Annotated in this window: 17 protein-coding genes, 1 tRNA gene, 1 pseudogene and 1 riboswitch; of the genes and pseudogenes, 13 read left to right on the top strand and 6 right to left on the bottom strand. The window is 73.3% G+C overall.

Translation table 11 applies throughout. From position 1 onward, the window contains the following. Window positions 1–1,409, bottom strand: a pseudogene (locus ACFWEE_RS21675) (PBS lyase); the annotation flags it as partial. Window positions 1,410–1,639: 230 nt separating this feature from the next. Further along, window positions 1,640–2,557 carry a non-homologous end-joining DNA ligase gene (ligD, locus tag ACFWEE_RS21670; RefSeq protein ID WP_386891275.1) on the bottom strand — a complete coding sequence of 306 codons (918 nt, stop codon included), beginning with the start codon at window positions 2,555–2,557 and terminating at the stop codon, window positions 1,640–1,642. Between the two features lie 114 nt (window positions 2,558–2,671). On the opposite strand from ligD, the gene ACFWEE_RS21665 reads away from it, so the two are divergent. After that, complete coding sequence (locus tag ACFWEE_RS21665) at window positions 2,672–3,832, top strand: Ku protein (RefSeq protein WP_386891283.1); 1,161 nt, start codon at window positions 2,672–2,674, stop codon at window positions 3,830–3,832. 99 nt (window positions 3,833–3,931) lie between these two features. On the opposite strand, the gene ACFWEE_RS21660 is transcribed toward ACFWEE_RS21665, so the two are convergent. Together ACFWEE_RS21660 and ACFWEE_RS21655 are read right to left on the bottom strand one after the other, a co-directional pair. Continuing rightward, window positions 3,932–5,689: a hypothetical protein gene (locus ACFWEE_RS21660; protein ID WP_386891281.1), complete on the bottom strand. Its 1,758-nt coding sequence runs from the start codon at window positions 5,687–5,689 to the stop codon at window positions 3,932–3,934. 207 nt (window positions 5,690–5,896) lie between these two features. Continuing rightward, on the bottom strand, window positions 5,897–6,643 hold the full coding sequence (locus tag ACFWEE_RS21655) for an SAM-dependent methyltransferase (protein ID WP_386891273.1): 747 nt from the start codon (window positions 6,641–6,643) through the stop codon (window positions 5,897–5,899). A 233-nt stretch (window positions 6,644–6,876) separates the two neighbouring features. Continuing rightward, window positions 6,877–6,998, top strand: a riboswitch (ZMP/ZTP riboswitch). Between the two features lie 37 nt (window positions 6,999–7,035). On the opposite strand from ACFWEE_RS21655, the gene glyA reads away from it, so the two are divergent. Then, entirely contained in the window at window positions 7,036–8,373 is a 1,338-nt protein-coding gene (glyA, locus tag ACFWEE_RS21650; RefSeq protein ID WP_386891272.1) for a serine hydroxymethyltransferase, read from the top strand. Between the two features lie 157 nt (window positions 8,374–8,530). Continuing rightward, window positions 8,531–9,844, top strand: a complete 1,314-nt coding sequence (locus ACFWEE_RS21645; protein WP_386891271.1) for a cytochrome P450 — start codon at window positions 8,531–8,533, stop codon at window positions 9,842–9,844. A gap of 121 nt (window positions 9,845–9,965) precedes the next feature. Here ACFWEE_RS21645 and ACFWEE_RS21640 read toward each other — a convergent pair whose 3' ends face one another. Then, on the bottom strand, window positions 9,966–11,000 hold the full coding sequence (locus tag ACFWEE_RS21640; protein WP_386891269.1) for a ScbA/BarX family gamma-butyrolactone biosynthesis protein: 1,035 nt from the start codon (window positions 10,998–11,000) through the stop codon (window positions 9,966–9,968). Between the two features lie 255 nt (window positions 11,001–11,255). Here ACFWEE_RS21640 and ACFWEE_RS21635 point away from each other — a divergent pair, with 255 nt between their 5' ends. From ACFWEE_RS21635 to ACFWEE_RS21625, 3 genes are all read left to right on the top strand, one after another. Then, on the top strand, window positions 11,256–11,963 hold the full coding sequence (locus ACFWEE_RS21635) for a ScbR family autoregulator-binding transcription factor (RefSeq protein ID WP_386891267.1): 708 nt from the start codon (window positions 11,256–11,258) through the stop codon (window positions 11,961–11,963). Window positions 11,964–12,113: 150 nt separating this feature from the next. Then, on the top strand, window positions 12,114–12,398 hold the full coding sequence (locus ACFWEE_RS21630; RefSeq protein WP_386891265.1) for a hypothetical protein: 285 nt from the start codon (window positions 12,114–12,116) through the stop codon (window positions 12,396–12,398). Between the two features lie 132 nt (window positions 12,399–12,530). Continuing rightward, window positions 12,531–12,965, top strand: a complete 435-nt coding sequence (locus ACFWEE_RS21625; protein WP_386891263.1) for a VOC family protein — start codon at window positions 12,531–12,533, stop codon at window positions 12,963–12,965. Window positions 12,966–13,087: 122 nt separating this feature from the next. Here the strand turns inward: ACFWEE_RS21625 and ACFWEE_RS21620 are convergent. Beyond that, window positions 13,088–13,159, bottom strand: a tRNA-Arg gene (locus ACFWEE_RS21620). Between the two features lie 133 nt (window positions 13,160–13,292). On the opposite strand from ACFWEE_RS21620, the gene ACFWEE_RS21615 reads away from it, so the two are divergent. From ACFWEE_RS21615 to rho, 7 genes are all read left to right on the top strand, one after another. Continuing rightward, window positions 13,293–13,775 (top strand): response regulator, encoded by a 483-nt coding sequence (locus tag ACFWEE_RS21615; protein WP_386891261.1) that lies wholly within the window; start codon window positions 13,293–13,295, stop codon window positions 13,773–13,775. 110 nt (window positions 13,776–13,885) lie between these two features. Beyond that, complete coding sequence (gene nrtL / locus ACFWEE_RS21610; RefSeq protein ID WP_386891259.1) at window positions 13,886–15,076, top strand: ArgS-related anticodon-binding protein NrtL; 1,191 nt, start codon at window positions 13,886–13,888, stop codon at window positions 15,074–15,076. Between the two features lie 21 nt (window positions 15,077–15,097). Then, entirely contained in the window at window positions 15,098–16,489 is a 1,392-nt protein-coding gene (gene lysA / locus ACFWEE_RS21605; protein ID WP_386891258.1) for a diaminopimelate decarboxylase, read from the top strand. 95 nt (window positions 16,490–16,584) lie between these two features. Continuing rightward, the gene (locus tag ACFWEE_RS21600) at window positions 16,585–17,940 is read left to right on the top strand and encodes a homoserine dehydrogenase (RefSeq protein ID WP_386891257.1); all 1,356 of its coding nucleotides are present in this window, start codon (window positions 16,585–16,587) and stop codon (window positions 17,938–17,940) included. Between the two features lie 6 nt (window positions 17,941–17,946). Next, window positions 17,947–19,017 carry a threonine synthase gene (gene thrC, locus ACFWEE_RS21595; protein ID WP_386891256.1) on the top strand — a complete coding sequence of 357 codons (1,071 nt, stop codon included), beginning with the start codon at window positions 17,947–17,949 and terminating at the stop codon, window positions 19,015–19,017. Between the two features lie 399 nt (window positions 19,018–19,416). Beyond that, on the top strand, window positions 19,417–20,334 hold the full coding sequence (gene thrB / locus ACFWEE_RS21590) for a homoserine kinase (RefSeq protein WP_327177985.1): 918 nt from the start codon (window positions 19,417–19,419) through the stop codon (window positions 20,332–20,334). Between the two features lie 388 nt (window positions 20,335–20,722). Further along, window positions 20,723–22,759: a transcription termination factor Rho gene (gene rho / locus ACFWEE_RS21585; RefSeq protein WP_386891255.1), complete on the top strand. Its 2,037-nt coding sequence runs from the start codon at window positions 20,723–20,725 to the stop codon at window positions 22,757–22,759. Window positions 22,760–22,914 lie beyond the last annotated feature (155 nt).

Raw genomic sequence — 22,914 nt, 5'->3', positions numbered from 1 at the left:
GCCCCGTCCTGCCCGGACGGGGCCGTCGCGCTGATGGACGCCAGTCTCCGGCGCAGCGCCCCGGCCAGCGGGGACCCGGCCGGCCCGAGCCCCGCGACGGCGTGCCCGAGGTTGTGCGGCACGACCGGCCCCTCCAGCACGGCGGCCAGCACCGGCAGCGCCCGGGGGTCGCCGACGTTGGCCAGCGCCCGCACCGCCGGGTCCAGGCTCGGCTGCCCGTGGTCCCACAGCCGGACCCAGCTCTCCGGGGCCACCGCCACCCGCGCCGCCAGCGCGTCCGCGGCCGGTGCGGCGAGCGTGTGGACGTCGGCCAGCAGATGCGCGGCGGCGTCGCGGAGCCGGGGATCGGGCTCGGCGAGCTGTTCCCCGACCAGCCGCACCACCTCGTCGTACGAGCCCCGCCACGCCCGGATCAGCCCGTCGCTCATCCGGACCGCGTCCAGCCGCTGCCCCTCGTCCGGACTGCACAGCTGGTCGGCGAGGAGCGCCACCCGGTCCTCCACCCGGTCGCCGAGCGCCCCGTGCAGGGTGCGCAGCAGATCGGCGGCCCAGGGGGCGCCCCGCCCGGCCGTCTCCGCCGCGTGCAGGGCGCGCAGCTGACCGATCAGCGTCGGCGACTGGGCTCCCTCGCGGGCCGCGGCCTCGGCGGCGGCCCGCGAGGCCGGGCCGGACGGAGGATGCGCCGCGCGCAGGTCGCGCAGCAGGGCCGAGACCCTGGGCACGATGTCGACGGGGAGCGCGCCGGGCGCGCACCGCGCCAACTGCGCGAGGGCCGCCAGCCGGAGGCCCGGCGCGTACTCCTGCATCGCGAGACGGCTCAGCCAGTGCGCCGCCGCGTCGGCCACCGTGTCGTGGCGCAGGGCGAGCCGGCCGGCCGCCTCCACGAGGGCGAGCCGCACCTCCTCGTCCTGCTCCACCGGCAGCCGCTTCCGCAGCAGTGCGAGACAGCGCTCCGGTTCGGTGTGGAGCGTGGCGAGCGCCAGCGGGGCCGCGAGCCGCACGCCGCGGTCGCGGTCGTCCAGCAGCTGGACGAAGACCTCCGCCCCGGCGCAGACGGCCGCCGCGGCCATGGCGTAGTTGGCGGCGCCCTCGATCTCGTCCTCGTCGAGTTCGTCCTCGTCGTCCTCGTCCAGCTCGATGCCGCCGATGCTGGTCAGCAGCTCCACGATGGTGCCGCGCTCGGACACCGAGGGGTCGGCGGCCAGCTCGAAGAGGAACGGGATGCACGCGAGCGTGCAGGCGTACACGTCGCCCTGGTGGTGGACGGCGCCGTACATCCCGTCCAGCGCGCGTTCGCGTTGCGCCGGGTCCGCGGAGGCCAGCCCCGCCAGCAGCGCCGGAACATCGTCTGCCGGTCCGTAGGCATGCCGCATCGAGGCCCAGTCCACCTCGTCGATCCCCGAGAACACTCCGGCCATCCCCTCCCCGATCACGACGCTCAACCGCTGCGACGGCGCGTGGCCGGAGTTGGTTCCCGGAACGACCCACGCCCGCCTCGCACCGAGTCTGCCCCAGGTCCGCGGTGGTCCGCCCGGGGGACGGGCCTTTCCCGCCGCCGCGGCGCGGGGCTGTGGGAGACCTGTGGTGCGGGAGGTCCCCGAGGCGGCCCGTGGGGGCGGCCGGGCGCCGTCACGCGCCGTCACGCGCCGGGGCGGCGCCCCCGGCGGCCGGCGGGCAGCGGACGGGCCCGGTTCGGGTTGATGAGCGGCCCGAGCAGGTCCCCGTACGTCTCCAGGCGTGCGGCCATGTCGCCCGCGAGGAACACCAGCTCCTCCGGGGCGCCGCACGCCTCGATCTCCTCCCAGGTGACGGGCGCGGAGACGGCCGGTCCGGGGCGGGCGCGGAGGGTGTAGGGGGTGGCGGTGGTCTTCGCCGCCGCGTTCTGGCTGAAATCGACGAACACCTTCCCCGGCCGCAGATCCCGCTTCATCCGGTGGACGACCAGATCCGGCAGCGCCGCCTCCGCCTCGACCGCGAGCTTCTTCGCGTACGCCGTCACCTCGTCGGACGGGGTGGGCTCCAGGGGGACCAGCAGATGCAGGCCCTTGGCGCCGGAGGTCTTCCCGTACGCGAGCAGCCCGTCGGCCGCCAGCCGCTCGCGCAGCCAGCCTGCGACCGCGCAGCACTCGACCACGCTCGCCGGGGCGCCCGGGTCCAGGTCGAAGACCATCCGGTCGGCGATCCCCGGTGCGTCCGCCTGCCACTGCGGGGTGTGGAACTCGACCATCAGATTGGCCGCCCACATCAGCGAGGCCAGGTCCTGGACCATGACCTGGGCCGCCTCCCGCTCCCCCCGGTGCGGGACGCGCGCCGTACGCACCCAGGCGGGTGTACCGGGCGGCGGGTTCTTGGAGAAGAAGTGCTGGCCCTCCGCACCGTCCGGATACCGCAGGAAGGAGACCGGCCGGTTGTACAGATGGGCGAGCAGCGCCCCCGCGACCGTGGCGGCGTAGTAGTGCAGCACCTCGCCCTTGGTCGTGCCGGTGGCCGGGTACACCACCTTGTCCAGGTTGCTGAGCGCCAGGCGCCGCCCCTCCACCTCCGTGATCGGCGTCATACGATAAGAATCACACGAATCGCCCGAAGTGTGCGCAATGTGCCCGGAGCCCGCAGGGCGGGGCCGCCGGAATCGCCGGGGCGTGGTCGTCGGAAGGGGTCGCACGTGAGCTCCATGAGGTCCATCTGGAACGGCGCGATCTCGTTCGGGCTGGTCAGCATCCCGGTCAAACTGATGAACGCCACCGAGAACCATTCCGTCTCCTTCCGCCAGGTGCACCTCACCGACGGCGGTCGCATCCGCTACCGCAAGGTCTGCGAGGTCGACGAGGAGGAGGTGACCTCGGCCGAGACCGGCAAGGCGTACGAGGACGCGGACGGCACGCTCATCCCGATCACCGACGAGGACCTCGCCTCGCTCCCGCTCCCCACGAACAAGACGATCGAGATCCTCGGCTTCGTCCCGGCCACCCGGATCGACCCGCTCCAGATGGACACCGCCTACTACCTCTCCGCCAACGGGGTCCCGGCGGCGAAGCCCTACACCCTGCTGCGCGAGGCGCTCAGACGGAGCGAGAAGGTGGCCGTCGCCAAGTTCGCGCTGCGGGGGCGGGAACGGCTCGGGATGCTGCGGGTGGCCGAGGACGTGATCGTGATGCACGGCCTCCTGTGGCCGGACGAGCTGCGCTCGCCCGAGGACGTCGTACCGGACGCGGCGACCAAGGTGCGCGACGCCGAACTCGACCTGGCCGACGCTTTGATGGACACCCTCGGCGGGGTGGACCTGGACACGCTCCACGACGACTACCGCGAGGCGGTGGAGGAGCTGGTCGCCGCGAAGGCCGCGGGCGAACCGCTGGAACCCGCCCACGAGGAGGACACCGGCGGCAAGGTCATCGACCTGGTCGCCGCCCTGGAGAAGAGCGTCCGCGCCGCCAAGGAGTCGCGGGGCGACGGAAAGGGCGACGGGGAGGGCGGGGGCGACGGGCCGGACGGCAAGGTGGCCGACGTCCACCCCATCGGGCGGACCACCCGCCGCACGCCGACCGGCAAGAACGTCTCCCGCTCGGCCGCCCCGGACTCCGGCAGGTCGCAGCCGAAGGAGACCGGGGCGAAGAAGTCCACGGCCGGGGGGACGGCACAAAAACCGGCGGCGAAGAAGGCTCCCGCGAAGAAGACGTCCGCGAAGAAGACCGCTGAGGGGAAAGCGGGGACGAAGGCGACTGCGAAGAAGGCCCCCGCGAAGAAGGCCCCCGCGAAGAAGGCCTCCTCCGCCAAGAAGACGGCGGCGGGCAAGAGCGCTTCGGGCAGGCGGACCTCGCGTTCCTCCGCCTGAGCGCGAGCACTGAGAGCCCGGAGCGCCCGGAGAGCTCGCGGCCTGCTTCCCCGGCCGTACGCCTCCCGCCTCACCCCTCCGCCGTACCCACCGGGCCGGTCAGGCGATGTCCGCCGGGTCGATCGACGGCAGGTCCAGCGACGGCAGGTCCAGCCCGTAGGGGTCGTCCTGCTCGACGACGTACGTGCACGAGGTGTAGGTGTACCCGGGCTCGATCTTCGAACCGTCCGCGTAACTGTCCACGGCCGCGTTCGCCCCGGTCCCGTGCTTGTACAGGAAGTGGTAGTCGCCGGCGGGCAGTCGCAGCCGCGCCTTCGGGTAGCTCTTCCCGCTCGCCCGGCAGGCGTGCTGGTTCCCGTCGGCCGTGCTGTCGTACCGCCCGCAACTCCCGCACGCCTTCAGGGTGACGGTGCCGGTGACCGGCCCGGTGTAAAGGACCTCCACCGTGTTGGGCGCGTCGTTGCTGATGACGAGCTCCATCGTCGGGCCGCCCGGCCGTTTCGCCGGTGGCAGCTTCTCCCCGGCGGCGGGGCGGTTCTCGGCGATCTCGGCGGCTATCGAGATGTTCCGCGCCTGCCCGCGCCGCCCGTCGTCCCCGTACGTGTCGGCGAACCCGGTCAGCGTGGAGCGCGCCTCGTCGAACTTCTTCTCCCTGAACTGGTCCACCCCGCAGGCGTACACCCCGTCCTGGACGCCCCGGTCCGCGCGGGCGGCCGAGGCCTTGAGTGCGTCCCCGGTCAGCGCGCCCACGGTCGTGCCGATGCGGCGCAGCGTCTCCGTCACCGTGCACGGCTCGGCGCCGCCCAGCTTCCCGGCCTCCTCGGCGATCCGCGCGTCGACGGCCGCGGCCACCTTCCCGGCGGCGGCCGAGTCCGGGAACGTCCGCTGGAGCTCGGCGAGTTCGGTGCCCTCGGAGGCGGAAGCGGCGTCGGTGCCGAGCTTCGACATCCCGCACGCGTACAGGGACTCGGACAGCGGCTCGTCGGGCCACTGCGCGAGACTGCCCAGCAGTTCGGCGTCCGCGCCCCTCGGCAGGGTGCGCAGATGGCGCAGCGGTTCCAGCGCCCCGCAGAAGTCCTTCGCGGTGTACGGGGCGGAGACCGCCGCGTAGTAGGCCTTCAGCCGGTCCGGCACCCGCTTTCCGGCACGCGAGTCCGGGTGCTTGAGGCCGAGGTCGCGGTAGACGGCGTACGCCGAGGCGTACTTCGCCTTCGCCGTGGTGAACCACTGGCCGTGCGCCGCGGCGACCTCCTGGTCGGCGGTCTCCAGCCGGTCGAGCAGCATCTCCTGCACGGCCTCGTCGCGCGCGGAGCCGTAGAACGCCACCCCGCCCACCGGGACGGCCAGCAGCACCAGCCCGAGCACGGCGGCCACCACCGGCCGCCACGAGCCGGCGACCGGCGTCCGCCGCGCGATCCTCGCCGCGTCGGCGGCGGCCACGACGAGCACCACGAGGTAGAGGACGAGCACGCCGCCCGGCACCCCGTCGGGATCGGCGGGCAGGGCCGTGAGCAGCAGCAGGCCCGTCGCGGCGAGGCAGAGAGCGGCGCGGATCCAGCGGCGGGTGAGGAGATGGCCGAGCCCGAGACCGCTGAGGTCGAGCAACCCGGCCGCGACGGCGCGCAGCCCGGCACCCGGCGGCGGGGGAGAGGACGGGAGAGGGGGCGGCGGCGAGGGAGGCCCCGGCGGGGGCGGCGGCACGGGCGGCGGCCCCGGCGGGGGCGGTGGTACGTTCACCGGCCCGCCCGGTCCGGAGGTCCGGGCGGCCGTCGGCCCCGGTCCCGGCACGGGGCCCGGGCTCGGATCCGGCCCCGGAGCGCCGTCGTACGGATGCGCGCGTCCCTCGTCCGACTCCATACGGTCCCCCCACCGTCGAGCCATTGCGGTTACCTTCTCTCTTTCCCCTTCCTCGCTCGTCCACGCACGAACCGGACGGTTCGTCACGGTCCGGGCACCGCCCCCCGCCGGACGCCCGCCGCCGCGTCGACCGCCGTGTGTCGGCACCGGATCGGGGCCTCGTCGGCAGCGGACCGGCGCCGCGCCGGCATCGGGATCGGGGCAGCGTCAGCGCTTCATCAGGGCGAAGACCCCCCAGCCGAGGTACTCGCGCTCGTACCGGGCGTAGCGGACCGGGTCGGTGGTGAGCTCCGCCCGTACCTGGGCGGCCAGTTCGTCGTCCGGGTTCCGGTCCAGCCAGCTACGGAGATTGAGCCACTGCGCCGCCCGGTACCGGTCCCAGCTGTTCTGGTCCGCCAGCACCATCTCCACTACGTCGTACCCGAGAGCGCCGAACCGCCCCAGCAGCTCGGGCAGCGCCAGGAAGTCGGCCGGGCCGCTCGCGTGGCAGCCCTCGACGGTCTCCTGGTCCGGGGGTTCCCGGCGCCAGTACGGCTCGCCGATCAGCATCAGGCCGCCCGGCCGCAGGCTGCGGGCCAGCAGCTCCACCGTCCCGTCCAGGCCCCCGCCGATCCAGGTCGCCCCGACACAGGCGGCGAGGCCGACGGGCACGTCCGCGACATGCCCGGAGGCGTCCCCGTGCACGAACTCCACCCGGTCCGCCACCCCGAGTTCCGCCGCACGGGCGCGTGCCCCCGCGGTGAAGACGGTGCTGATGTCGACTCCCGTACCGGTGATGTCGTGGTCACGCGCCCAGGTGCACAGCAACTCGCCGCTGCCGCTGGCGAGGTCGAGCGCACGGGTTCCCGGCTCCAGGCGCAGGGCCCGGCCCAGCGTCGCCAAATCCTCGGAGGTGAACGGGTTGTGGATGCGGTGGCTGCTCTCGCGGATGGTGAAGACGCGGGGAAGGTCCACGGGCGGCGGCTCCTCTCTTCTCGGGTGAGGCGGGTACGGAGGCGGCGGGGGTCGTCTCTTCGCGGGCCGAGCCGGTACGGAGGCGGTGGGCCGCCGGGGCGGGGACAGTCCTACGGGCGGCACGCGCCGCGTGTCCACCGGATTTCTCGCCCCCCTGCCCACCGACTCGGCACCGCCCCGGCCCCGTCCCGTCCGTGTTTTCCCGCGCGCGCTCCGGCCCGAGCCGGTAACGTCCTGCGTGCCGCGACTGGCGTGCGCCTCACGGGGCGTTGCGTGGAAACGACCACGAGGGAGCGGCGCGCTCCGGCACGTCCGGAGGACCACCGCCGGAGGGCCGTCCGCCTGGGCATCCGGGTCCATGCCGCACGACGCGGCCGACCCGGGAGAGCCCGATGACCGTACCCGCACTCACATCCGTGACCGCCGTATCCGCACCGCCCTCCGACGGGGCGCCCGCCGCGGCGCCGTCCGCCGCCCGCCCTGCGCTCGCCGCCACCGATCCCGTACTCGCCGGGCTGATCGACGCGGAGGAGCGGCTCCAGGCCGACACCCTGCGGCTGATCCCCAGCGAGAACTACGTCTCGGCCGCCGTGCTGGAGGCGTCCGGCACCGTCCTCCAGAACAAGTACTCCGAGGGCTATCCCGGCCGCCGCTACTACGAGGGCCAGCAGGTCGTCGACCAGGTCGAGAGGCTGGCCGTCGAGCGGGCCAAGGCCCTCTTCGGCATGGAGCACGCCAATGTGCAGCCGTACTCGGGCTCCCCGGCGAACCTCGCCGTCTACCTCGCGTTCTGCGCCCCCGGCGACACCGTCCTCGGCATGGGCCTGCCGATGGGCGGCCACCTCACCCACGGCTGGGGCGTCTCCGCCACCGGCACGTGGTTCCGGGGCGTGGGCTACGGCGTGCGCCGTGACACCGGGCGGGTCGACCTGGACGAGGTGCGCGACCTGGCCCTCGCCGAACGCCCCAAAGTGATCTTCTGTGGCGGTACGGCGGTGCCCCGCACCATCGACTTCGCGGGCTTCGCCGAGATCGCCCGCGAGACCGGTGCGGTGCTGGTCGCCGACGTCGCCCACATCGCCGGGCTGATCGCCGGTGGCGCGCACCCCTCGCCCGCCCCGTACGCCGACGTCGTCTCCACCACCACGCACAAGACGCTGCGCGGGCCGCGCGGCGCGATGCTGCTCAGCACGGCCGAGCACGCCCGCGCCCTCGACCGGGCGGTGTTCCCGGGGCTCCAGGGCGGTCCGCACAACCAGACCACGGCCGCCATCGCGGTCGCGCTCGGCGAGGCCGCGCGGCCGGACTTCGCCGGCTACGCCCACCAGGTGGTCGCCAACGCCCGTCTCCTCGGCGAGGAACTGGCCGGGCGGGGCTTCGACCTCGTCTCCGGCGGCACCGACAACCACCTGCTGCTGATCGACCTCAGCGGCAAGGACGTGCCGGGCAAGGCCGCGGCCAAGGCGCTGGACCGCGCGGGCATCGTGGTGAACTACAACTCCGTGCCGTACGACACCCGCAAGCCCTTCGACCCGTCCGGCATCCGCATCGGCACCCCGGCGCTCACCACGCGCGGTGTTCCGGCCTCCGCGATGGCGGACGTGGCGGCCTGGATCGACACCGTGGTCGACGCGGCGCGCACCGGCGACGAGAGCGTGGTCGCCCGGGTCCGCGGCGAGGTCAAGGAGCTGATGGACGCCCACCCGGCCCCCGGCCTGCCGCTCGCCTGACCCCGCGGTGCGCGGAGACGGTACGCGGGCCCCGACGGGTCCTCGTACCGCCTCCGCCCCACCGGCCGGAAAATCGGTTCGCCCCTCCGCTTGCCGAAACAGCGTCTCTGCGGCCAATGTCCTCGCAGGCACGAGCCGTCCAGAAAAGAGACACATCATGCACACGCATCACGGCGACGTCATCGCCGCCGCCCCCGCCGGGCACGCCCCCGCCCCCGCCGGGCGCTGCCCGTTCCGGCTCGACCCCTCCGGTACGGACATCCAGGGCGAGGCCGCCCGTGTCCGCGCGGGCGGACCGGCCACCCGGATCGAACTGCCGGAAGGCGTCCCCGCCTGGGCCGTCGCCGACCCCGCCGTCATCACCCGGCTGCTCACCTCCCCGGACGTCTCCAAGGACGCCGCCCAGCACTGGCCCGCCTGGATCGACGGCGAGGTCGGGCCCGACTGGTCGATGGCCCTGTGGGTCTCCATACGCAGCATGTTCACGGCGTACGGCCCCGCCCACACTCGGCTGCGGAAGCTCGTCTCCGGCGCCTTCACCGCCCACCGCACCAAGGCCCTGGCCCCCGTCGTCACCCGCATCGCCGAGGAACTGCTCGACGAGATCGAGGCGTTGCCCGCGGGCGAACCGGTGGACCTGCGCGCCCGGTACGCCGGACCGCTGCCCGCCCGCGTCATCTGCGAGCTGTTCGGCGTACCGCTGGCCAGCCGTGACCGGCTCTGCACCCTGTTCGACGCCCTGTTCAGCACCGCGACCCCGGCCGAGGAAGTGCGCGTCCACGCCGGGGAGCTGTACGGCATCCTCCACGGACTCGTCGCCCTCAAGCGGGAGACCCCCGGCGACGACCTCACCAGCGCCCTGATCGCCATCCAGCGCGGGCAACTCGCCTCCGGCGAACCGGACCCCCTGGAGGACCAGGAACTGCTCGACACCCTCGTCCACTTCCTGTCGGCCGGGTACGAGACCACCATCAACCTCATCGACCACGCCACGCACGCCCTGCTCACCCACCCCGACCAGCTCGAACTGATCCGCACCGGCAAGGCGGAGTGGTCCGACGCGATCGAGGAGACCCTGCGCTGGGAACCGGCCGCGGCCAACCTCATGCTCCGGTACGCCGTCGAGGACATCGACCTCGGCGACGTGGTCGTGCCGAAGGGCGACGCCCTCGTCATGTCCGTCGCCGGGGCGGGCCGCGACGAGGGCCTGCACGGGCCGGACGCCGACCGGTTCGACCTCACCCGGCCGACCCGCCGCGACCATCTCGCCTTCGGACACGGCGTCCACCACTGCCTCGGGGCGCCCCTCGCCCGGATGGAGGGGGTCACCGCGCTCTCCGCGCTCTTCGCCCGCTTCCCCGGACTGACGCTCGCCGTCCCGTCCTCCTCGCTGCGCCCGGTGAAGTCCTTCATCTCCAACGGCCACCAGGAACTCCCCGTCCTGCGGCACGGCGGGCACGGGCACGCCTGATCCGTGCGGGGAACGTCCCCGGACAAAGGCCTCGCCCCCCGGGCCCGACCAGCCCCGGAAGCCGGTGGCGTACGGACCGCGGACTCCGTCCGCCCGCACGTCCGCCACCGGCCCCGGAGCCTCACCCGGCCTGGGCGACGGGCGCGGCCACTCCTTCCACCAGGCTGCGGAACACGACCTCCCCGTGCTGCGTCCCGGTCACCTCCACCGCGATCCTCTCCGGAGCGCCCGGAGCGCCCGGAGCGCCGTCCGAGCCAGGGGTCCGGCCCAAGGGCGCCCTGGGCGCGGGCACTTCGCGGGCGTCGATCCAGCACGGCGCGTCGAACTCCACGTACCGGGACGTCCGCATGTCGGTGGTGAGCGGGGACCACGACCGGCTTCCCGTACCCGCGACGACGGCGTGCGCGGCCTGCTGGCTCGCCTCCATGATCACGAGCCCCGGCACGTGGTCGACGGGGTGGTCCATCAGCGCCGGATTGCCGGTGTCGGCGATCAGTTCCCAGCGGTGGGGGTGGTCCGAAGCGCCGAGCACCACCTCGTCCGCCGCCCGCCGCCCGGCCGGTGCCGCGCCGACCGGCGCCGGCATGGCCCCGGGCCGCGCGGTCAGGTGCGAGCCGCGCAGCCGCCGGTAGACCCGGTCGGACACCCAGGAGAACCCGGACTCGCTCCTGACGAAGACGGACCCGTGCTGCTCCAGGGTGATGGCTATGCGGATACCGTTGCGCCCCGTCCAGGTGCAGACCGCCTCCGCGCGGATCGGCGACAGGTCGGTCGACCGGCGCGGATCGGCGGAGTAGGACATCCCGCTCATGAGGAACTGGTGCGCGGAGCTGATCTTGAACTCGGTGTGTGCGAGGCTGAGTCCGATCTGCCTCAGTGTCTGCGCGATCAGCATGTGGTGGTGCACACTGCCGAGTGCGGGTTCGAAGAAGACGTGCCGGCCGGCCCAGTCGATGTCGAGTGCGTAACTGTTCTCTGCGATCCGGTGGTAGTCGCGGATCAGCACGTCGTCCGGATGGACGCGGTGGGCGTCCGCCGGGCGGACCGAGGGCACGGTGTCCGGTACGCCCCCTCCGGGCGCCGGGACCGAGGCGGTGGCGTCCGTCCTGAACTCGGGGACGGACGGGGCGTGATGGTGCTTGACGGTGTGGTGCATGTGCTCCCCCCAGGGATGAATGCGCACGTGATCAGTGGTGGTCGAGCGCGAAAACGGAGCAGTTCGGTGCGTCCTCAAAGGGGCGGACCGTACGGGCCGTTGAGGGCGGGGAGCGCGGCCGGGAACACGGCCGCCGGCGCCGCCTCAACTGGAGGCCGCCGGGAACGGTGCCATAGAATACGGACCAGCCGGTTTCTTGAGGGGAACGTGCCGGAGACACTGAGCCCCGTCAGGCGCATCGTCAGGAGATCTCGAATGGCACGGCAGGAGCGCGCGATCAGGACGCGCAACGCAGTACTGACAGCCGCCGCAGCGGTCTTCGCGGAGCGCGGCTACGAGGCCGCGACGATTCAGGAGATTCTGGAGCGGGCCGCGGTGACCAAGGGTGCGCTGTACTTCCACTTCCCCTCCAAGGAAGACTTGGCACGAGGCGTTCTGGACCATGCGGTGACCGAGCCGCCGCCCGAACAACCACTCAAGATGCAGTCGTTCGTCGACATGGGGCTGATCCTCGCGCACCGGCTGCCGAGAGAGCCACTGTTGCGGGGCGCCGCACGGATTGCAGCCGATCAGAGCAACCAGCGCTTCTTCGGGAAGCCTTGGCACGACTGGGTGCAGTTGACCAGTCAGCAGATCACCGCAGCTCAGGGGCAGGGCGAGGTGCTCCCGCACGTCGATCCCGTGCGGACCGCCCAGACGATGGTCGGCTCCTTCACCGGCATCCAGCTGATGTCGCAGGCGGCCACCGAGATGGCCGACTTCGAGGAGCGCATCTCTCTTCTGTACGACCTGGTGCTGCCCAGCATCGCGGTGCCCGGCGTCCTCGGACGGCTGGACACCTCGCCCCAGCGCGGCGCCCGCGCCTTCGCGGAGGCCCGCGCTTCGGCCGAGGACCACGACCCCGCGGATTCCGGACCGCCGGACGTCTTCGACGTGGGGCGCCCGGCGGTCCGGACGGCCTGACCCGGCCCGGCGCCCCCGCGTACGTCCTGCCCGTCGTCGGGGCGGACGGCGCTCCTTCCACCACACGCTTCGGTCCGGCGTGCCCGGGTACCCGGAGTGGCGGCACACTCGCGCCCCGGCAACCATGGGCAGGTCGAACGGAGAACGCAGATGACCGACCGCAGGCCAGAAGGACCCGCGTACACCGGCGCCTCGGGAAGCCCGCCGCCCGTACCCGCCGACATGCCCGACCAGCAGGTGCAGGAGGGCGAGGACGCCCTGGACGTCCCCCCGCCGCCCTGGGCGGACCAGCGGCAGGACGACCCCGACGGCGCCGACCCCGACGGCGCCGACCCCGACGGCGCCGACCCCGACGAGGCCGGTGCGGGTGCCCGCGCGGCGCGCAACGCGGGCGTCCACCCGGACCACCCGACCCCCGACGAGTCGACCGGCTGAGCGGCGGCCCGCGGAAAACCGATGGAGCTCCCCGTGCTCCCGTGGCAGGCTCGCGCGCCGGCACCGGGACCGTCACGAGCGGGACGGCGGCATCCGGTGCCCGGTGGAACGACGAGCTTCCGGGAGGACCCCTTGACAGCGATCAGGCAGTTCCAGGTCACCTTCGACTGCGCGGACCCCGCACGCGTCGCCCGCTTCTGGTGCGAGGTGCTCGGGTACGTCGTACCGCCGCCCCCGGAGGGGTTCGGCACCTGGGAGGAGTACGACCGTTCGCTGCCGCCCGAGCGCCGGGGCGCGTCCTTCGTCTGCGTGGACCCCACCGGGGTGGGACCGCGGATGTACTTCCAGCGGGTGCCCGAGGGCAAGGCCGTCAAGAACAGGGTGCACCTCGACGTACGGGTCGGCACGGGGCTGGTGGGCGACGAGCGGCTGGCCGCGCTCGAAGCCGAGTGCGCACGGCTGGTCGCGCTCGGCGCGGTCTGCGTGCAGGTCCTGCGGGCCGACGGGTTCGACGAGTCCTGCATCCCGATGCTGGACATCGAGGGCAACGAGTTCTGCCTCGACTGAGGACCGTCGCGCCGCGGGGACGCGACCGCGAGCCGCGGCGCGACGAGAGGACGAGAGACCCAACGAGAAAACGAGAAAGGGCCCGATCGGCGTTTCCGCTGATCGGGCCCTCTGTCCGGAAGTGCCCCCGGCAGGATTCGAACCTGCGCACCCGGCTCCGGAGGCCGATGCTCTATCCCCTGAGCTACGGGGGCGTATCGCGGTGTTGCTCTGCGACGGGTGAAACACTACCAGCTCCGCAGGGGTGTCCGTGAACGGGTTTGTCCGCGGCGCCGGGCGCCGCGCGTACGCCGGGCGGCGGGGCCGGTGCGGCCCCCCGGAGCGGAAGTGGGCAAAACCCGGACGCGGCCCCGGGGGCGCACCTACTCTCGAAACGTGTCAGGGGCGTACGGCCGCGTGCTTGTTGTGGACGACAACAAGGTCATCCGGCATCTGATCAGGGTCAACCTGGAGCTTGAGGGCTTCGAGGTCGTGACCGCGGCCGACGGTGTCGAGTGCCTGGACGTCGTGCACCGTGTGCGGCCCGACGTGATCACCCTCGACGTCATGATGCCCCGGCTCGACGGCCCCCGGACCGCCGCACGCCTCCGCGAGGACCCCCGCACCCGTGCCATTCCGGTCGCGATCATCAGCGCCTGTACCCCGTACGAGGCGGATCGGGGCGTCGCCGCCGGGGTGGAGGCGTTCCTGGCGAAGCCGTTCGAGCCCAGCGAGCTGGTGCGGCTGGTGCGCCGCCTCGCACTGCCGGAGGAGCCCGCGGCGATGGACGGCGGTCTCGGCGCCGGCCGGGCGGGCAGCGCCGCGCGCTGAGCCCCGCCCGGGACACCGTGCGCCCCGGCAGCCGCCCTGGGGCCCCGGCGACTGCCCGCATGGCGAAACGCGGTCGCGGAGGGCCCCCCTTCCTCCCCTAGGCTGGTCCCGTGACCCCCGCCGACCTCTCCAGGACCGTGCTGCACGCCGTGCGCCGCGCGGTGGACGAGGACGCCCTGCGAGTGGCCGTGCCCGCGCGCGTACGGGTGGAGCGGACGCGCCCCGGCGGCAGCGGGGACTACGCCTGCGCCGTCGCGCTCCAGCTCGCCCGTCCGGCGGCGCTGCCCGCGCACGAGGTCGCCCGCATCCTCAAGGACCGCATCGCGGCCGAACCCGGGATCGGGCGGGTCGAGATCACCGGGCCCGGATTCCTCAACCTCACGCTCGACGCCTCCGCCGACGGAGCCGCCCGGACCGCCCTCGTGCGCGAGGTGGCGGCGCGCGGCGCGGCGTACGGCCACGGGACGGCGCTGAGCGGCCGGACGCCGCTGCTGCCCTACGCGGCCGAGGTCCGGGCCGCCGTCACCGCCGACGCCGTCGCCGCCCTGCTGCGGTCCCAGGGCGCCGCCCCGCGCACCGTCCCGACCGGACCGGCCGACCCGGCGTGGAGCGGCCTCGGGGTCGTCGTCGGCACGGATTCCGGTACGGGCTCCGGGCCCGGGGACGGTGCGGCCGGAACGATTCGGCCCGTGCCCGCCGGGATGCCCGCCACAGACCTCCTCGTACGCCTCGGGCCCGACGCCGCCCGCTGGGGGCTGCTGCGGGCCGCCGGGCACGACCGGGCCGTGCTCGACGGCGGACTGCTCGTCCAGACCGCCGCAAACCCGCTCTTCCTGGTCCGCTACGCCCACTCCCGCGCCCGCGCCGTCACGCGGGCCGCCCGCGCCCTCGGCCTCCGGCCCACCCCGGACGCGTACGACGACGGCGCCCGGGACGCGTACGACGACGGCGCCCGCGGCGGCACGGCCCGGCGCCACGGCGCCGCACCGGGCCGCACCGTCGCGCCCCACGCCGCCCCCTTCGGGGAGCCCGCCGCCCTCGCGCTGGCCGCCCTCCTCGCCGACCATCCGGCGGTCCTGGAGGCCGCCGCCCGGCACCGCGCGCCCGACCGGCTCGCCCGCCACCTCGAAGCCGTCGCGCACGCCTTCTTCGACTTCCACGACGCCTGCCCCCCGCTCCCCGCCGGCGACGAGAAACCCTCGGCCGCCCACCGCTCCCGGCCGGCCCTCGCCGAAGCCACCGGGACGGTGCTGGCCGGCGGCCTGTCCCTGCTCGGTATCAGCGCGCCCGAACACCTTTGAGAGACCCGAGAGAGTCATACGATGAGCCGTTCCGCCCACCCCGCCGGACCCCGTCACGCCGATGTCGTCCCCGAGGGCCACTACGCGGCCCCGCCCGCCGACCTGAACCTCCTCGACGAGAAGGTCTGGTCGCGCACCGTCACCCGTGACGCGGACGGCGCCCTCACCGTCGGCGGCATCGAAGTCGCCCGGCTCGCCGAGGAGTTCGGCACCCCGGCGTACTTCCTGGACGAGGCCGACTTCCGGGCCCGCTGCCGCGCCTGGTCCGACGCCTTCGGGCCCGACGCCGACGTCTACTACGCGGGCAAGGCGTTCCTCTCCCGCGCGATCGTGCGCTGGCTCCGCGAGGAGGGCCTCAACCTCGACGTCTGCTCCGGCGGCGAGCTGACCACCGCGCTCGACGCCGGGATGCCCGCAGAGCGCATCGCCTTCCACGGCAACAACAAGACGGTCGCCGAGATCGAGCGGGCCGTGGAGGCCGGTGTCGGCCGGATCGTCCTCGACTCCTTCCAGGAGATCGTCCGCGTCGCCCACGTCGCCCAGCGGCTCGGCAAGCGCCAGCAAGTCCAGATCCGGCTCACCGTGGGCGTGGAGGCGCACACCCACGAGTTCATCGCCACCGCGCACGAGGACCAGAAGTTCGGCATCGCGCTCGCCGGCGGCCTGGCCGCCGAGGCGGTCCGCCGCGCCCTCGCCCTGGACGGCCTGGAGCTCACCGGCATCCACTCGCACATCGGTTCGCAGATCTTCGACATGGCCGGCTTCGAGGTCTCCGCCCGCCGCGTGGTGCAGCTCCTCGCCGAGGTGCGCGACGAGCACGGCGTCGAGCTCGCCGAGATCGACCTCGGCGGCGGTCTGGGCATCGCCTACACCTCCGACGACGACCCGCGCGAGCCGCACGAGATCGCCAAGGCGCTCGGCGACATCGTCACCCGCGAGTGCGAGGCGTCCGGCCTCGCCACCCCCCGGATCTCCGTCGAGCCGGGCCGCGCCATCGTCGGCCCCACCGCCTTCACCCTGTACGAGGTCGGCACCATCAAGCCGCTCGAAGGGCTGCGCACGTACGTCAGCGTCGACGGCGGGATGTCCGACAACATCCGGACCGCCCTGTACGACGCCGAGTACAGCGTCGCGCTCGTCTCGCGCACCTCGGACGCCGAACCGATGCTGGTCCGGGTCGTCGGCAAGCACTGCGAGAGCGGCGACATCGTGGTGAAGGACGCGTTCCTCCCCGCCGACCTCGCGCCCGGCGACCTGATCGCCGTACCGGCCACCGGGGCGTACTGCCGATCGATGGCGAGCAACTACAACCACGCGCTCCGCCCGCCCGTCGTCGCCGTGCGCGACGGAGAGGCGCGCGTCATCGTCAGGCGCGAGACGGAGGAAGATCTCCTGCGTCTCGATGTCGGCTGATGAAATAGATGTCTCAGAATCCGGACGGGTGACAGAATCGCCCGTCCGGTGAGTGAGACTGTCCCACACATCGGATGTAGGAGAAACGAGGTCGGATGATGCGTACGCGTCCGCTGAAGGTGGCGCTGCTGGGCTGTGGTGTGGTCGGCTCAGAGGTGGCGCGCATCATGACGACGCACGCCGACGACCTCGCCGCGCGCATCGGCGCGCCGGTCGAGCTCGCCGGCGTCGCCGTCCGCCGTCCGTCGAAGGTCCGCGAGGGCATCGACCCCGCGCTCATCACCACCGACGCCACGGCCCTGGTCAAGCGCGGCGACATCGACGTGGTCATCGAGGTCATCGGCGGCATCGAGCCCGCCCGCACCCTCATCACCACCGCCTTCGAGCACGGCGCGAGCGTCGTCTCCGCCAACAAGGCGCTCCTCGCCGAGGACGGCACCGCCCTGCACGCCGCCGCCGAGGAGCACGGCCGCGACCTCTACTACGAGGCCGCCGTCGCCGGGGCCATCCCGCTGGTCCGCCCGCTGCGCGAGTCCCTCGCGGGCGACAAGGTCAACCGGGTGCTCGGCATCGTCAACGGCACGACCAACTTCATCCTCGACAAGATGGACACCAGCGGAGCCGGTTACTCCGAGGCGCTCGACGAGGCCACCGCCCTCGGGTACGCCGAGGCCGACCCGACCGCCGACGTCGAGGGCTTCGACGCCGCCGCGAAGGCCGCGATCCTCGCCGGGATCGCCTTCCACACCCGGGTACGGATCGGCGAGGTGCACCGCGAGGGCATCACCGAGGTCACCGCCGCCGACATCGCCTCCGCCCGCCGCATGGGCTGCACCGTCAAGCTCCTCGCCATCTGCGAGCGGGCGGCGGACGGGCAGTCGGTCACCGCGCGCGTCCACCCCGCGATGATCCCGCTCAGCCACCCGCTGGCCTCCGTCCGCGAGGCGTACAACGCCGTCTTCGTCGAGGCCGAGGCCGCCGGGCAGCTGATGTTCTACGGCCCCGGCGCCGGTGGTTCGCCGACCGCCTCGGCGGTCCTCGGCGACCTCGTCGCCGTCTGCCGGAACAAGCTCAACGGGGCCACCGGCCCCGGCGAGTCCGCCTACACGCGCCTGCCTGTCAGCCCCATGGGCGAGGTCGTGACGCGTTACCACATCAGCCTCGACGTCGCCGACAAACCGGGTGTTCTCGCCCAGGTCGCCACGGTCTTCGCCGAGCAGGGTGTGTCGATCGATACCGTTCGTCAGCAGGGCCGGAACTCGGGCAGCGGCGACGAGGTCGCCGCCGAGCAGGGTGGCTCCGGGCGACGGGCGGGCACCAGCGGCGAGGCTTCTCTCGTCGTCGTCACCCACCGCGCGCCCGACGCCGCCCTCTCGGCGACCGTCGAAGCGCTGCGCAAGCTCGACACCGTGCGCGGTGTCGCCAGCATCATGCGTGTTGAAGGGGAGTAAGGACCCATGACCAGCAAGGGCACCCACCAGTGGCGCGGCATCATCGAGGAGTACCGGGACCGTCTCCCGGTCACGAGCACGACGCCGGTCGTCTCGCTCCGTGAGGGCGGTACGCCGCTCGTCCCGGCGCAGGTCCTGTCCGAGCGCACGGGTTGCGAGGTGCACCTCAAGGTCGAGGGCGCCAACCCCACCGGTTCGTTCAAGGACCGCGGCATGACCATGGCCATCACCCGGGCCAAGGAGGAGGGCGCGCAGGCCGTCATCTGCGCCTCCACCGGCAACACCTCCGCCTCCGCCGCCGCGTACGCGGTGCGCGCCGGGATGGTCTGCGCCGTCCTCGTGCCGCGCGGCAAGATCGCGCTCGGCAAGATGGGCCAGGCGCTCGTGCACGGCGCCAAGATCCTGCAGGTCGACGGCAACTTCGACGACTGCCTGACGCTGGCCCGCTCGCTCTCCGACAACTACCCGGTGGCGCTGGTCAATTCGGTCAACCCGGTCCGTATCGAGGGCCAGAAGACCGCCGCGTTCGAGATCGTCGACGCGCTCGGCGACGCCCCGGACATCCACGTCCTGCCGGTCGGCAACGCGGGCAACATCACGGCCTACTGGAAGGGCTACACCGAGTACGCCGGTGACGCCATGGCCACCCACCGGCCGCGCATGTGGGGCTTCCAGGCCTCCGGCTCCGCGCCCATCGTGCGCGGCGAGGTCGTCAAGGACCCGGCGACGATCGCCACCGCGATCCGGATCGGCAACCCGGCCTCCTGGAACTACGCCCTGGCCGCCCGGGACGAGTCCGGCGGCTTCATCGACGAGGTGACGGACCGTCAAATCCTGTCCGCCTACCGCCTGTTGGCCGCGCAGGAGGGCGTCTTCGTGGAGCCCGCCTCGGCCGCTTCCGTCGCCGGTCTGCTCAAGGCCGCCGAAGAGGGCAAGGTCGACCCCGGCCAGCGGATCGTCTGCACCGTCACCGGCAACGGCCTCAAGGACCCCGACTGGGCCGTCGCGGGCGCACCGCAGCCCGTCACCGTCCCGGTCGACGCCGCCGCCGCGGCGGAGAAGCTCGGTCTGATCTGAGGCCATGAGCCTTCGGGGCCGGGCGTGTTGCCCGCCCCGCCCGTACGACACCGCACCGCCCGGCCGGCGAAACGCCCCCGGGCGGTGCGGTGCAGATCGGGCAGATCGTCCCCAACCCCCTTTTCCAGGGCGGAGAGCGCAAGGGATGCGTGCGACACGCATCGTGCGCCTCCCATGCGCCCTATGTCGCCACAGAACCTTCCTTCGATAAGCTGTACGTGATCGGCAGCGTCGTCACACGGCCCTGTCCCGGTCGCCGTGCGGTGGCCGTGGGGTCCACCACCGGAGCACCGCCGCCCGGACGTCGCGTTCCGGCCGACCGGACTCCCGTGTCACCACCCCGCCGCCGCAGAGTCACCCGCACGCACCGCATCCCCGCCCCAAGGAGTCCACCAGCCGATGGCCGGTCCCGCGTTCCGAGCCGCCGCCGTCAGGGTGCGCGTCCCCGCCACCAGCGCCAACCTGGGCCCGGGCTTCGACGCCCTCGGCCTGTCGCTGGGCCTCTACGACGACGTGGTCGTCCGGGTCGCCGACTCCGGCCTGCACATCGACATCGCCGGTGAGGGCGCCGACACCCTGCCCCGCGACGAGTCGCACCTGCTCGTACGCGCCATGCGCACCGCCTTCGACCTGCTCGGCGGGCAGCCGCGCGGGCTGGAGATCGTCTGCGCCAACCGCATCCCGCACGGTCGCGGCCTCGGCTCCTCATCCGCCGCCATCTGCGCCGGCATCGTCGCCGCCCGCGCCGTGACCACCGGGGGCGAGGCCCGTCTCGACGACGCCGCGCTGCTGGAGCTGGCCACCGAGATCGAGGGCCACCCCGACAACGTCGCCGCCTGCCTCCTCGGCGGATTCACCCTCGCGTGGATGGACGGCGGAGCGGCCCGCGCGATCCGGATGGACCCGGCCGCCCCGGTCGTGCCGGTGGTCTTCGTACCGGGCAAGCCGGTGCTCACCGAGACCGCCCGCGGACTGCTGCCCCGCCAGGTCCCGCACGTCGACGCCGCCGCCAACGCCGGCCGCGCCGCGCTGCTCGTGGAGGCGCTGACCCGGCGCCCCGAGCTGCTGCTGGCCGCCACCGAGGACCGGCTCCACCAGGAATACCGGGGCCCGGCGATGCCGGAGAGCCTCGAACTGGTGCACCGGCTGCGCGCCGACGGCGTCCCCGCCGTCATCTCCGGCGCCGGGCCCACGGTTCTCGCCCTCACGGAGGAAGGCGCCGCCGACAAGGTGGCCCGGCTCGCGGGTGAGGGATGGGCCGCGAACCGGCTGGCGCTCGACGGTCCCGGCGCGTGCGTGCTGCCGCTCGCACCGTAAGCAGAGGGATTGCCGGTGACGGAGAGGGGGAATATTTGTTGGAGCCGGTAGTGTTAATCTCAAGTCGGCAATCGACGTCCCTGCGACGCGTTGCCTCGTGTCCCCTTCAGGGACCACCTTTCTTCCGGGAGCCTCCCCAACTGCCTGATCAGCCTGTCTGAGCAGTTTCGAGCACGCTCCGGAACCGGCACGACACCCCACGTTCGTCCATGAGTGGGCCGAGCAGGGGGAGCTCGCGTCGGACCCCGCACGTTCATCTCTCCGCCGCACCCGGCGGACCACCGCCCCGGCCCGGTCCGCGATCGAACAAGATCACATACCGAATGCCGGACAGCACAACCGGTCGCCGAGCCAGAAGGCCGACGTCCGCTCCAGGGAAGGACCCTTCGTGAGCGACACCACCGATCTGATGGGCGTGACTGCCGACAAGAGCGTCGACAGCGCCGCGCCCGCCGAAGGTGCTGCCACTGGCACCACCGCACGGCGCCGCCGCTCCGGCACCGGCCTTGACGGCATGGTCCTGGCCGAGCTGCAGCAGGTCGCGTCCGGCCTCGGCATCAGGGGCACCGCGCGCATGCGCAAGAGCCAGCTGATCGAGGTCATCAAGGAGGCGCAGGCCGGTAAGGCCCCCGCCGCCAAGGCCGCCGCCAAGGCGCCCGCCGCCGGGACGGACGCGGAGAGCAAGCCCAAGCGCCGCGCCACCTCCAAGGCGCGCACGGGCGACGAGGCCGCCGCCCCGGCCGAGAAGCCGGCTGCCCAGCAGCAGATCGACATCCCCGGCCAGCCCGCCAGCGACGACCAGCCCGCGGGCGAGCGCCGCCGGCGCCGCGCCACCGCGCAGGCCGGTGCCCCCGAGGTCAAGGCCGAGCCGAAGCAGGACGACCGCGCCGCCGAGGCCAAGCAGGACGACCGCGCCGAGGCGAAGGGCGACGCCCGCGCCGAGTCGGCCGCCGACACCGCCGAGGGCCGTCGCGGCGACCGCCAGGACCGCCAGCGCGGTGACCGCGGCGACCGCGGTGACCGCCGCGACCGTCAGCGCGACCGCCGGGGCAAGGGCGACGACCAGGGCCAGCAGCGCCAGGGCCAGGGCCAGTCGCAGCGTCAGGGCCAGGGTCAGACCCAGGGTCAGGGCGGCGGCCAGGGCCAGCAGCACCGTGACAACGGTCCGCAGGACGACTTCGACGACGAGGGTGGCCGCCGCGGCCGTCGTGGCCGCTACCGCGACCGCCGGGGCCGTCGGGGCCGCGACGAGTTCCAGAGCGACGTGCAGGTCGCCGACGACGACGTCCTGATCCCCGTCGCGGGCATCCTGGACATCCTCGACAACTACGCGTTCATCCGGACCTCCGGCTACCTCCCGGGCCCGAACGACGTCTACGTCTCGCTCGCCCAGGTCCGCAAGAACGGCCTGCGCAAGGGTGACCACGTCACCGGCGCCGTGCGCCAGCCCAAGGACGGCGAGCGCCGCGAGAAGTTCAACGCCCTCGTGCGCCTCGACACCGTCAACGGCATGGCGCCCGAATCCGGCCGCGGACGCCCGGAGTTCCAGAAGCTGACGCCGCTGTACCCGCAGGACCGGCTCCGCCTGGAGACCGACTCCAACGTCCTGACGACGCGGATCATCGACCTGGTCGCGCCGATCGGCAAGGGTCAGCGCGGACTGATCGTGGCCCCGCCGAAGACCGGTAAGACCATGATCCTCCAGGCCATCGCCAACGCGATCACGGTCAACAGCCCCGAGTGCCACCTGATGGTCGTCCTCGTGGACGAGCGTCCGGAAGAGGTCACCGACATGCAGCGGTCGGTGAAGGGCGAGGTCATCTCCTCGACCTTCGACCGTCCCGCCGAGGACCACACCACCGTCGCCGAACTGGCCATCGAGCGGGCCAAGCGCCTGGTCGAGCTGGGTCACGACGTGGTCGTCCTGCTCGACTCGATCACCCGCCTGGGCCGCGCGTACAACCTCGCGGCGCCGGCCTCCGGCCGCATCCTGTCCGGTGGTGTCGACTCGACCGCGCTGTACCCGCCGAAGCGCTTCTTCGGTGCCGCGCGCAACATCGAGGACGGCGGCTCGCTGACCATCCTGGCCACCGCGCTCGTCGAGACCGGCTCGCGCATGGACGAGGTGATCTTCGAGGAGTTCAAGGGCACCGGCAACATGGAGCTCAAGCTCGACCGGAAGCTCTCGGACAAGCGCATCTTCCCGGCCGTCGACGTCGACGCGTCCAGCACCCGCAAGGAAGAGATCCTGCTGGGCAGCGACGAGCTGGCCATCACCTGGAAGCTGCGCCGCGTGCTCCACGCGCTCGACCAGCAGCAGGCGATCGAGCTCCTGCTGGACCGGATGAAGAAGACCCAGTCCAACGCGGAGTTCCTGCTCCAGATCCAGAAGACGACGCCGTCGCCGGGCAACGGCAACGACTGACGTCCGCACCGCAGTTCGACAGAGCCGCCCCCGTCGCACCCGCGACGGGGGCGGCTTCGTCGTACCCGGGGCACGCCCGTGGCGCGCACCGGGCCCGTCCGAGACCTTCGCCACACCCAGAGTGATCGTCCCGGGGTGCCCGGAAACGTGCAGAG

Source organism: Streptomyces sp. NPDC060184 (assembly GCF_042728795.1).
Classification (GTDB): Bacteria; Actinomycetota; Actinomycetes; order Streptomycetales; family Streptomycetaceae; genus Streptomyces.
The sequence above is the reverse complement of the archived record's forward strand: the minus strand, read 5'-3'. Positions and strand labels throughout refer to the sequence as shown.

Excerpts from the sequence above, each read along its gene's own strand:
- ligD (WP_386891275.1), bottom strand. The coding sequence starts at position 2,557 with ATGACGCCGATCACGGAGGTGGAGGGGCGGCGCCTGGCGCTCAGCAAC.
- ACFWEE_RS21665 (WP_386891283.1), top strand. The coding sequence starts at position 2,672 with ATGAGGTCCATCTGGAACGGCGCGATCTCGTTCGGGCTGGTCAGCATC.
- ACFWEE_RS21660 (WP_386891281.1), bottom strand. The coding sequence starts at position 5,689 with ATGGAGTCGGACGAGGGACGCGCGCATCCGTACGACGGCGCTCCGGGG.
- glyA (WP_386891272.1), top strand. The coding sequence starts at position 7,036 with ATGACCGTACCCGCACTCACATCCGTGACCGCCGTATCCGCACCGCCC.
- ACFWEE_RS21645 (WP_386891271.1), top strand. The coding sequence starts at position 8,531 with ATGCACACGCATCACGGCGACGTCATCGCCGCCGCCCCCGCCGGGCAC.
- ACFWEE_RS21640 (WP_386891269.1), bottom strand. The coding sequence starts at position 11,000 with ATGCACCACACCGTCAAGCACCATCACGCCCCGTCCGTCCCCGAGTTC.
- ACFWEE_RS21635 (WP_386891267.1), top strand. The coding sequence starts at position 11,256 with ATGGCACGGCAGGAGCGCGCGATCAGGACGCGCAACGCAGTACTGACA.
- ACFWEE_RS21630 (WP_386891265.1), top strand. The coding sequence starts at position 12,114 with ATGACCGACCGCAGGCCAGAAGGACCCGCGTACACCGGCGCCTCGGGA.
- lysA (WP_386891258.1), top strand. The coding sequence starts at position 15,098 with ATGAGCCGTTCCGCCCACCCCGCCGGACCCCGTCACGCCGATGTCGTC.
- ACFWEE_RS21600 (WP_386891257.1), top strand. The coding sequence starts at position 16,585 with ATGATGCGTACGCGTCCGCTGAAGGTGGCGCTGCTGGGCTGTGGTGTG.
- thrC (WP_386891256.1), top strand. The coding sequence starts at position 17,947 with ATGACCAGCAAGGGCACCCACCAGTGGCGCGGCATCATCGAGGAGTAC.
- thrB (WP_327177985.1), top strand. The coding sequence starts at position 19,417 with ATGGCCGGTCCCGCGTTCCGAGCCGCCGCCGTCAGGGTGCGCGTCCCC.